The sequence below is a fragment of the Burkholderia sp. Bp9140 genome, from assembly GCF_003853425.1.
Classification (GTDB): Bacteria; Pseudomonadota; Gammaproteobacteria; order Burkholderiales; family Burkholderiaceae; genus Burkholderia.
On the sequence record NZ_QTPQ01000003.1, the window covers coordinates 247,031 to 257,612 of the forward strand.

Sequence of the window (10,582 nt, forward strand, 5' to 3'; positions counted from 1 at the left end):
ACCATTCAGCCATTCCACTTCGTCATCCAATAAAGAAGCGTCGCGGCGCGACATGCAGACACATGCAGCACGCCGCGGCCGTCAATCCGCCACACCACCGGGCAGCGAGCCGACCTCACGGCGCATGACGTCGTGCGCGTCCCCGTCTCGATACGGGCCGCACGCGACGCATGCCGCAGCGCCGCAGAACTCACAGCATCCGGGTTGCCGTTTGGCAAGCGCGTTAACAACTTGTTTCGGAATCGCCGGAACCGCACTTGTCCGATGCAATCTCACAGGAACGCAGTTCTGCTGCGCATCCCACTCAATCAATCACGACTCGAGGGAGATAAAACGTGAACTTGAAATTCTTACCGCTCATCGCATTGACCGTGGCGATTTCTGCTCATGCAGCCGATCCGGCCATGCAGAACGTGGGACAAAGCCAGAAATCCGCCCAGGACGTCTCGGCGTGCATCGCCAAGACCTGGGCCGACAAGTCGCAACAACAGGTGGTCTCGCAGAACGTGCTCGCCAACGGCCTCGCGACCGATGTCTACGTGCCGGGCCAGCAACCGCCGAACGGCGCGGCCGCGATGGTTCGCCCGGCGTCGAAGCCGGGCGCGAAGACGTGGGTCGGCATGCGCGGCGACGCCGCTTCCGCCGGCGACATCAACGCCTGCCTGTAAGCCCGCACCGGACGGCATTGCGCCGTCCGCATGCGACGAGCCCCGCTTCGGCGGGGCTCTTTGTTTGGGCGCGTCGGCCGCGCGCACGCGCTGCGGCCGATGCCTGCGCGCTTACAGGTAGCTGCAGACGTAGTCGAGCGTCTCGAGCACTTCGATGTCGAAGCGGCTCTTGCCCGGCACCGAGAACGATTCGCCGGCGCCGTAGGTTTGCCATTCGCTGCTGCCGTCGAGCTTCACGCGGCACTTGCCGGCCTGCACTTCCATCAATTCGGGCGCGTCCGTGCCGAAATTGAGCGCGCACGGCAGGATCACGCCGAGCGTCTTGCGCGTGCCGTCCGGGAAGAGCACGGTATGCGACACGCACTTGCCGTCGAAATAGACGTTCGCGCGCTTGACGACCGATACGTTGTCGAATTGGGTTGCACTGGTCATGTGATGCCTCTGATTGCTGGATGCCGGATGGCGTGTTGTCGGAAGCCGGCCGGGGCGGCAGGCCGGCCGCTATGATACCGGCTCGCGGCGAGTGCGCCGAAAGCGGGATTTTTCGAGGATACGCGACAGATAGTCAGGATCACTACTTGATTCGTTGCGGGACGCCGAGACGCTGCATGCACCGCCTCACCTGAGCCCCTTGCGTCGCGCGGAATCGCGCAGGCAGTCGAGCAGCATCGCAGCGGCCGGTGTGAGCGGGCTGTCGCGGCGCGTGACGACCTGCACGGACACGCCCGGCAGCCGCTCGCGGATCGGCAGCACCGCGAGCTGGTCGCGCGCCCACTCGCCCTGCAGCAGCTGTTCGGGCATCGACGCGATCAGGTCGCAGCCCGTCATCAGGCTGTGCGCGAGCCCGAAGCTCGGGCATTCGACGACCCGCTGCGGCACCGGCAGCCCGTACGCGACGAACGAATTGAACAGCACCTGGGTCGAGCTTTCCGGAGACGGATTCATCAGCCAGTCGGCCTCGACGAGATCGGCGAGCGACGTGGCCGACGCGAGCGGATGCCCCTTGCGCGCGACGATCAGCGATCGGCTCGCATAGAGTTCCGCGTGATCGAACTCGGCCGCCAGCAGTTCGGGCACGACGACGGCCACCGCGAAATCGAGCGAGCCGTCGTGCAGCCGCGGCAGCGCGACGCCCGGAAACCCTTCGATCAGGTTGACGCGCGCGACCGGAAAGCGCCGCCGGAACGCGCGAAACGCATCGGGCAGGATCGTCACTGCCGCGGCCGGCGTGATCGCGGCCGCGACCGAGCCCGTCATCGCGCCCTGCGCCTGCTCGATGTCGTCGCGCGCACGCTGCATCTCGGCGACGATCAGCCGCGCGCGCACCTGCAGCTGCTGGCCGAACGCGGTGAGCTGCACGCCGCGCGCGGTGCGCACGACGAGCGACACGCCGAGCGCGATCTCCAGCTCCTTGACCGCCTTCGTCAGCGCCGCCGGCGACACGTTCAGGCGCCGCGCGGCCGCGCGGATGCTCCCTTCGTCCGCGACGGTGACGAACGCTTTCAGCTGATGGTATTTCATGGCGGCATGCGTGATTCGAGGAAACCCTGTGCGACGCGGCGCATGCCGGCTCAGGGTATTCCCGAGCGGCAACCGGTGGTGTGCACCAAAGCAATTTAGCAGCTTCTGGTACGCAAAAGAAATTTATATGCTTCCACGTCATATGCGCGTCAAACGCCCCACCTGCCCCACAGGAGACACCATGCTGCAAGCCGTGAACCCCGTCATCCCCGGCATCGCCGAGATCGCTCCCGACCTGATCGAGGTGCGCCGCCGCATCCACGCGCACCCGGAACTCGCGTTCGAGGAAACGCTGACGAGCGATCTCGTCGCCGAGCTGCTCACGGGCTGGGGCTATGAAGTGCATCGCGGGATCGGCAAGACGGGCGTCGTCGGCGTGCTGCGCGAAGGACAAGGCACGCGCACGGTCGGCCTGCGCGCCGACATGGACGCGCTGCCGCTCGCGGAAACCACTGGCCTGCCGTATGCGAGCCGCCATGCGAACAAGATGCATGCATGCGGCCACGACGGCCACACCGCGATGCTGCTGTGCGCGGCGCGTCACCTGGCCGCCACGCGACAATTCTCCGGCACGCTGAACCTGATCTTCCAGCCGGCCGAGGAAAATTTCGGTGGCGCGAAATCGATGATGGACGACGGCCTGTTCGACCGCTTCCCGTGCGACGCGATCTTCGCGATCCACAACATGCCGGGGCGCGCCGCCGGCGACATGGCCTTCCGCACCGGTGCCGCGATGGCGTCGGCCGACCGCGTGACGATCACGCTGCGCGGCGTCGGCGGTCACGGCGCGATGCCGCATTTCGCGCGCGACCCGATGTCGGCCGCGGGCAGCATCATGGTCGCGCTGCAGACGATCGTCGCGCGCGAGGTCGATGCGCAGCATGCGGCGGTGATCACGGTCGGCAGCGTGCAGGCCGGCGAGACCTTCAACATCATTCCGGAAACCGTCGTGATGAAGCTGTCGGTGCGGGCGCTGGACGCCGACGTGCGCGCGCTGCTCGCACGCCGCATCGAAGCGCTCGTGAAGGGCCAGGCGGAAAGCTTCGGCGTCGCCGCGGAAGTGGATTACGACTACGGCTATCCGGTGCTCGTCAACCATCCGGAACCGACCGCGTTCGCCGCCGACATCGCGCGCCAGATGCTCGGCGCCGAGCGCGTCGAAACCGAGACCGCGCCGCTGATGGGCAGCGAGGACTTCGCGTTCATGCTCGAAGCGCGCCCCGGCTGCTATGCATTCATCGGCAACGGGATCGGCAGCAAGGGCGGCTGCATGGTGCACAACCCCGGCTACGACTTCAACGACGACATCCTCGCGATTGGCGCGAGTTACTGGGTTCGCGTCGCCGAAGCCTGGCTCGCGGCCTGACGGCCCTTCATCACGCAGTCCCGCGCCTTAGCAGGGGAACCCCATGGAAACGTCCGCCCTTTCGTTCGCCGGCTCGCCGGCCGATGCCCGCGCCGCCGCGAAGAAACGCCGCCTGATCGCGGCCGCCGCGGTCGGCAACGCGCTCGAGTTCTACGACTTCACGGTCTACAGCTTCTTCGCGATCCTGATCGGCAAGCTGTTCTTTCCGGTGCACTCGTCGTTCGGGCAGTTGATGCTCGCGGTCGCGAGCTTCGGCGTCGGCTTCGTCACGCGCCCGCTCGGCGGGCTCGTCATCGGCATGTACGCCGATCGTGCCGGCCGCAAGAAGGCGATGATCCTGACACTGCTGCTGATGGCGCTCGGCACCGCGACGATCGCGGTCGCGCCCACCTTCGCGCAGATCGGCTTCGCCGCGCCGCTGCTGCTCGTGCTCGCGCGGCTGCTGCAGGGGTTTGCATCGGGCGGCGAAGTCGGCGCGTCGACGACGCTGCTGCTCGAACAGGCGCCGCAGCATCGTCGCGGCTTCTATGCGTCGTTCCAGTTCTCGAGCCAGGGGCTCGCCGCGCTCGCGGGCGCGCTGACCGGCGTCGCGCTGACGTCGACGCTGAGCGCCGCGCAACTCGAAAGCTGGGGCTGGCGCGTGCCGTTCATCATCGGCACGCTGTTCGTGCCGATCGGCTACTGGCTGCGCCGCACCGTCGAGGAAGTCCCGGCTGCCGCGCCTGCTGCCGCTGCCACGCACGACGAACCTGTCGCGTCGCTGCCGCTCGCCGACGTGCTGCGCCATCACGGCAAGGCCGTGTTCGCGGGCCTCGGCGTAACGATCGGCGGCACGTCGATCCACTACATCATCGTGTTCTACATGGCGATCTACGGCGTGCAGGTGCTGCACTTGCCGACCTGGCTGTCGATGATGGCCGGCTGTGTCGCCGGTGCGATCCTAATGCTCGTGACGCCGATCGGCGGCCACCTGTCCGACGTCTACGGACGCAACCGGATCGTCTGGTGGACGCGCATCGTGCTGATGGCCGCGATCTATCCCGCGTTCATCGCGCTGAACCGCTGGCCGGGCGCCGCGTCGCTGCTGTTGATCATCGCGGCGCTGTCGATCGTGCACGCGATCAACATCGGCGCGACGGGTGCGATGCTCGGCGAGTTGTTCCCGCGTGCGGTGCGGGCGACCGGCGGTGCGCTGGTGTATAGCGTGGGCGTCGCGATCTTCGGCGGCTTCGCGCAGTTCTTCGTCACGTGGCTGATCGCGGCGACCGGCAATCCGAACGCGCCTGCGTGGTATGCGATCGGCTGCGGCGTGCTGACGCTGCTCGCCATACGCTGCATGGACGAGAAGGCCGGGAAGGCGCTCGATTGATCGGCGGTCGATGCGCGGTGCGTGATTGACGCGGCGCACGCGCACCGGGCATGATCGTTCCATGCATCACGCCACGACCACCCTTTCGACGAGCACGCGCCGAATGGCTGAACGCGGCCGGGATCGGCGAGATCGTGATTGCCGGAATGAAGACGCAGTACTGCATCGACACGGCATGCCGCGCGGCCGCCGATCTCGGGTTTCGCGCGGTGCTCGTCGCCGATGCGCACACCTGCATGGACACGCCGGCACTGCCGGCCGAGCGAATCGTCGCGCATCACAACGCGACGCTTGGCGGTCCGTTTGCGACGCTGACGACGACTGAGGTCTGCGTGTTCTGACCGCCAATACATACGGCGCGCGACGCGACTGCCGTCCGTAAACGAAACAAGGCACGGGCCACCCTCACCCGTGCCTTGCGTGCGCGCTTCCCGCTCAGAACGTATGCATCATCCCCACATACGCGCCCGTCTGCGACTCGCCCGTCATCGGGCTCGTGCCCGACGTCGCGTCGCGCGGCGACGCGAGCAGCGAGAAGTTCGAATTCCCGCCATTCCGCACATACGCGACCGTTCCATACAGGAACGTGCGCTTCGACAGGTTGTACGTGGTACCGAGCACGTACATGATCGCGTGCCCCGACGGATCGTGCGACGCATCGGCGCCACCGTCGCCCACCTTCACGTAATACCCGCCGCCCGTCACGGCCCACTGCGGCGTGGCTGTATAGGTCGCGCCGAGCCAGTAGTGATCGGCGCGATCGGCGACACCGGCCGGGCTGTCCGGCGCCTGGTAGTGCGTATACGCGCCCTGGATCTTGAACTTCGACACCTTCACGTTCGCGCCGACGAAATACTCGCGCGATGCGGTGAAGATATTGCTGAACTTGCCGTTGTTGTCGCGCAGCTCGTCGTAGATGCCGCGCACGTCGAGCACCGGCGAGTGATACGAGATCATGATCCCGTCCGAGCGGCCGAAGTCGTCCGCGGCGCCGTAGTTGAAGCCGCGCGACTGGTTGCCGAACGCATACTGCGCCTGCACGTCGAAGCCGCCGATCACCGGGCTGTGATATTCGATGTTGTTGCTGCTCTGCTGCCAGTTGCGGCCGCGCACGAGCGATGCGGACGAAAACGCCTGCTGGACGAACGGATCGAATTCCCACACGCCGTCGCTGTCGATGAACAGGTTGCGGCCGGCCTGCAGCTGGCCCCACGTATCGCTCTTCAGCCCGACGTACGCGCGCCGCGACCACATGCGTCCGCCGCCCGTCGTGCCGTTCATCACCTGGAACGCGGTTTCCAGGTTGAAGACCGTCGACATCCCGCCGCCGAGATCCTCGAAGCCCTTCAGGCCGAACATGCTGGTGCCCCAGTCGCCGCCTTCCGCGCTCCAGCGCGTCGAACTGCCGTTCGGCGTCGCGATGTGGTTCAGGTATTCGATGCCGCCGTCGATACGGCCGTACAGCGTCACGCTGGTCTGTGCGAATGCGGCCGCCGGCGCGGCGGCCGCGATCAGCCATGCGAAGTGTTTGAGTCGCAAAATGATGCCCCCTCGGAGTCTCGACCGTCCGACCCGCGCCCCATGCGCGCGCCGGCGGTCCGTTCACCCGCGATCGATCGAGAAACGCCCGGGGCCGGCCGCGCAGAGCGCGAACAAGCCGCCCGAGATCGCGATGTTCTTGTAGAAATGAATCATGTTGTTGATCTGCTCGCCGCCCGTCATCGTCCAGTAGTGATGGCCGATGATGCCGGTGCCGATCGTATACAGCGCAAGCAGCAGCGCGAGCGGCCGCGTCTGAAAACCGACGAGGATCGCGATGCCGGCGAACAGCTCCATCACGACGGCGATCGCCGCCGAGATGATCGGCGCGGGCGCACCTTCGCTCCCCATGAACGCGATCGTACCGGAGAAGTCGGCGATCTTCTTCCAGCCGAACATCACGAACAGGATCACGAGCAGGATTCGGGACAGCAGCAGCAGCACATCGCGCTGGGACGCGAGAAACGGTTGATTCGGTGTCATGGTGTGATCAACGAAAGCGATGCGCGAACCGCGCGCACCGGATTGCCAACGAACCAGGACGGGCGGCCGCCAGTGCCGCCCGTCCTGCTCTGCAACAACCGGCATCGGGCCCGCCCGATGTGCTGTGCTCCTCCTCTTGTCAGTGTCGCCCTGCTTCGCGTCCTGCCGCGCAGGCGTCAACGCGCCTTCGCGACGTCCTGCTCGGTCACCTTCGCGGCCGGGTTGCCGAACTGCCCCGTCAGGTAGTTCGCGAGCGCGGCGATCTGCGCATCCGACAGCTCGTTGCGGAACGCGGGCATCCCGACGTCCTCGCTGCCGGCCTTGCGCTGCACGCCGTTCAGGATCACCTGCACGAGGTTCGCCGGATTCGACGCGCCGACCGTCGAGTTGTGGAACAGCGACGGGTAATAGCCGTCCGGCGTGCCCTTGCCCTGCATCTGGTGGCACGTCGCGCAATTGCCGAGATACAGCCGCGCCGGATCGATGCCCGACGACGCGAGCGGCACGCCGCGCAGCTTCAGGCCGTCTTCCGCCGGTTTGCCCCACGCCGAACGCGACTGCTTCGCGTCGCCGTTTGCGACTGCCGGCACCGTGCGGATGTACGTCGCGATCGCGCCGATGTCGGCGTCGCTCATCTTCGAGAAGCTGTGCTCGACCGCCTCGGCCATCGGCCCGGCCGCCTGCGCGACGCCCGGCACGCTGCCGGTACGCAGGTACTGGACGAGCTGCTGCTGCGTCCAGCCACCGATCCCCGCGTTCGGGTCGGACGTGATGTTGTAGCCGTCCCAGCCCGCCAGCACCGAGCCCGACAGGAAGCTGCCGCCCGTCTCGTCGAGCGACTTCTCCTGCATCGCGATGCCGCGCGGCGTGTGGCACGTGCTGCAGTGCGCGAGGCCCTGCACCAGGTACGCACCGCGGTTCCACTCGGCGCTCTGCGCCGGCTTCGGCTGGTACGCGCCGTCCTTCAGGAACAGCCAGTTCCAGATCTTCAGCGGCCAGCGCATGCTCAGCAGCGTGGGGATCTCGTTCTTCGGCGGCGTCTGCCTGACCGGCTCGACGCCGTGCATGAAGTACGCGTACAACGCCCGCATGTCGTCGTCGTTGATCTTCGCGTATGACACGTACGGCATCGCCGGGTACAGGTTGTCGCCGTTCTTCGACACGCCGTGACGCACCGCGCGCTCGAAGTCGTCGAACGTCCAGTTGCCGATGCCCGTGTCGGGATCCGGCGTGATGTTGCTCGTGTAGATCTTGCCGAGCATCGGCACCGGCATCCCGAGGCCACCGGCGAACGGCTTGCCGCCCTTCGCGGTGTGGCAGGCCATGCAGTCGCCCGCGACCGCGAGATATTGGCCACGCTTGATCTGCGCGGGGTCGGCCGAGTCGGCCGCGCGCACGAGACCGGGCAGTGCGAGGCAACCGGCGAGGAGGAAGGTGAGAGTAGATTTTCGCACGGTCAGACTTCCTTCTTCAGCGTGTCCGACATCCGCAGCGCCAGCGCCGCGATCGTCAGCGTCACGTTCACCGTACCGACGGTCGGCATCGTCGAGCTGCTCGAGATGAACAGGTTCGGATGGTCGAACGTGCGGCAGTCCTTGTCGACGACCGAGTCGCGTGCATCCGCGCCCATGATCGTCGCGCCCGTGATGTGGTTGTTCGGCGCGAACTCGTCGTTGAACACGACCTCCGTGCCGCCCAGCACCTTCGCGGCGGTCGCATAGACCTCGCGCGTATGCACGGCGCCGCGCTTCACGTAGTCGTCGATCGCGTAGGTGATTTCCGGGCGCGGAATGCCGATCGCGTCGGTGGCCGTCTTGCTCGGCACGATGCGGTTCTCGGGCTGCGGCAGGATTTCGTGGAAGCAGTCGAACTGCACGTAGCGCGCGGAACGATCGCGGATCTGCGCGTCGAGCTCGTCGGACTTCATCAGCTTGCCGGCCTTGAAGATCTTCTGCGTCTCCTGGTTGATGCGCGACATGTTCGACAGGTGGATCTTCTTCGCGGCTTCGGTCGCACGGAACGGGCCATCGCGGAAACCGATCAGCGACGTCATCTCCTGCGGGCCGCGGCCCGGCCACAGCTTGTCGCTCGCGTAGAACGACACGCCGGTGCCCGGGTGGTCCATCAGGTTACGCCCGACCATGTCGGAGCTGTTCGCGACGCCGTTCGGGAAATCGCGGTTCGCGGACATCAGCAGGATCTTCGGCGTCTCGATGCCGTTCGCGGCAATCACGAAGTACTTGCCTTCGACGCGATGGTCGGCGCCCGTCTTGTCCTTGTAGATCGCGGCGACGATGCGCTTGCCCGGACCGGTCTCGAGCTTGTGGACGACCGCGCTGTCGATCAGCTTCGCGCCGGCCTGCTCGGCCTTCTCGACGTGCACGATGCCGTTGTACATCGCGCCGATCGGGCAGATCGGCATGCAGTTGTTGTTCCCGCAACAGGTCGGCCGGCCGTCGTACGGACGGCTGTTGCGCGCAACCGGCTCGGTCACGACATGGAACTTCGGGTCATGGCCGTTGAGCGCGCGCTTGATCGTCTGCTCGTTGAACGACAACGGCAGCGGCGGCATCGGGTACGGCTCCTTGCGCGGCGAGTACAGGTCTTCCTCGGGGCCGGGGCCCCACACGCCGAGCTCTTCCTCCGCGCGCTGGTAGTAATGCTCGAGGTCGTCGTACTGGATCGGCCAGTCGCGGCCGACGCCGTACACCGTCTTCATCTTGAAGTCGTTCGGGATGAAGCGCCACGCCGACGCGGCCCAGTGCCACGTCGTGCCGCCCACCGCACGGATGTACTGCGAGTTGAACTTGTGCTCGCCCTTCAGGATCAGGTAGTCGTTCGGCGGGCCGTATTCCGGATGCGGCGCCCAAGCGCTCGATGGGTACGGCGCCATGAAGTCCGTCTTGTCGGGCTGGTTGCGGAAGCGTTCGACGATTTCCCAGCGCGGCATGCGCGGGCCTGCCTCGAGCAGGATCACCGACTTGCCTGCCATCGCGAGCTGGTGCGCAACGATCGCGCCTGCGACACCGGATCCGACGACCACGACGTCGGCTTTTTGCGTATCGGTATCGGCCATCAGGCTTGCCTCTCGATCGGTTTTTCGGCCCAGAAGCCGGGTTTGTTGGGGCAATACGACGGGATCACGAGCGTATCGGACACGACGCTGAACATTAATGCTTCCTCGTACGTAATCACGACGTTGTCGACGATGCCGAGATACCACGCTTCGAGAATCGACAGCGCGGAGGCCTGCTGATCGGGATTCAATGAACCGGACGCGAGCGCGCCGGCGAGTTGCGACAGGCCGTCGGCCGTCTTGAACGAGCCCTTCTGCAACGCCTGCAGGAAGCGTTCGCCGAGCACGCGGCTCAGCCCTTTCTTGCCTGTCAGCGCTTCGGAGAGCGTCATGAACGTATCGAGCGGCGCGGTGCCGGGGTTATCGGCCAGGGCCCGCAACGCCAGCGAGCCCGTGAGGCCCGCCGCCGTCAGCGCCAGTGCGCCCTGCAGCCATTGACGCCGCGTGATGCCTGTTGCGGCTGCGTCGCTTTCGCGACGCGAGTGGGGAGTGTTGTCGTTGTGCATGTTTCCTTCTCTCGAACACCGGATTCGGGAAAACCACGCTTGATATTTCTCAAA

The 10,582-nt window shown here is 66.3% G+C and carries 10 protein-coding genes and 1 pseudogene; 4 read left to right on the forward strand and 7 right to left on the reverse strand.

The genetic code is table 11. From position 1 onward, the window contains the following. Positions 1-335 precede the first annotated feature (335 nt). Positions 336-668, forward strand: coding sequence for a hypothetical protein (locus DIE21_RS04365; protein ID WP_185640534.1), 333 nt, complete (start codon positions 336-338; stop codon positions 666-668). Between the two features lie 111 nt (positions 669-779). On the opposite strand, the gene DIE21_RS04370 is transcribed toward DIE21_RS04365, so the two are convergent. Beyond that, complete coding sequence (locus DIE21_RS04370) at positions 780-1,100, reverse strand: pyrimidine/purine nucleoside phosphorylase (RefSeq protein WP_006478890.1); 321 nt, start codon at positions 1,098-1,100, stop codon at positions 780-782. Positions 1,101-1,286: 186 nt separating this feature from the next. Further along, complete coding sequence (locus DIE21_RS04375) at positions 1,287-2,189, reverse strand: LysR substrate-binding domain-containing protein (protein WP_124496369.1); 903 nt, start codon at positions 2,187-2,189, stop codon at positions 1,287-1,289. 181 nt (positions 2,190-2,370) lie between these two features. Here DIE21_RS04375 and DIE21_RS04380 point away from each other — a divergent pair, with 181 nt between their 5' ends. The 3 genes and pseudogenes from DIE21_RS04380 to DIE21_RS04390 all read left to right on the forward strand — a co-directional run. After that, positions 2,371-3,555 (forward strand): M20 aminoacylase family protein, encoded by a 1,185-nt coding sequence (locus DIE21_RS04380; protein ID WP_124496370.1) that lies wholly within the window; start codon positions 2,371-2,373, stop codon positions 3,553-3,555. 43 nt (positions 3,556-3,598) lie between these two features. Next, positions 3,599-4,924 carry an MFS transporter gene (locus DIE21_RS04385; RefSeq protein ID WP_124496372.1) on the forward strand — a complete coding sequence of 442 codons (1,326 nt, stop codon included), beginning with the start codon at positions 3,599-3,601 and terminating at the stop codon, positions 4,922-4,924. A gap of 98 nt (positions 4,925-5,022) precedes the next feature. Beyond that, a pseudogene (locus DIE21_RS04390) lies at positions 5,023-5,265 on the forward strand (isochorismatase family protein); the annotation flags it as partial. A gap of 94 nt (positions 5,266-5,359) precedes the next feature. Here DIE21_RS04390 and DIE21_RS04395 read toward each other — a convergent pair. From DIE21_RS04395 to DIE21_RS04415, 5 genes are all read right to left on the reverse strand, one after another. Next, the gene (locus tag DIE21_RS04395; RefSeq protein WP_124496374.1) at positions 5,360-6,463 is read right to left on the reverse strand and encodes a porin; all 1,104 of its coding nucleotides are present in this window, start codon (positions 6,461-6,463) and stop codon (positions 5,360-5,362) included. A gap of 63 nt (positions 6,464-6,526) precedes the next feature. Further along, positions 6,527-6,946, reverse strand: a complete 420-nt coding sequence (locus tag DIE21_RS04400) for a DoxX family protein (RefSeq protein ID WP_124496376.1) — start codon at positions 6,944-6,946, stop codon at positions 6,527-6,529. Positions 6,947-7,122: 176 nt separating this feature from the next. Then, positions 7,123-8,400, reverse strand: a complete 1,278-nt coding sequence (locus tag DIE21_RS04405) for a cytochrome c (protein WP_124496378.1) — start codon at positions 8,398-8,400, stop codon at positions 7,123-7,125. A 2-nt stretch (positions 8,401-8,402) separates the two neighbouring features. Then, positions 8,403-10,022 (reverse strand): GMC family oxidoreductase, encoded by a 1,620-nt coding sequence (locus DIE21_RS04410; protein ID WP_124496380.1) that lies wholly within the window; start codon positions 10,020-10,022, stop codon positions 8,403-8,405. After that, positions 10,022-10,528, reverse strand: coding sequence for a sugar dehydrogenase complex small subunit (locus tag DIE21_RS04415; protein WP_124496382.1), 507 nt, complete (start codon positions 10,526-10,528; stop codon positions 10,022-10,024). Before DIE21_RS04415 ends, DIE21_RS04410 begins: the two co-directional genes overlap by 1 nt. Between the last annotated feature and the right edge of the window lie 54 nt (positions 10,529-10,582).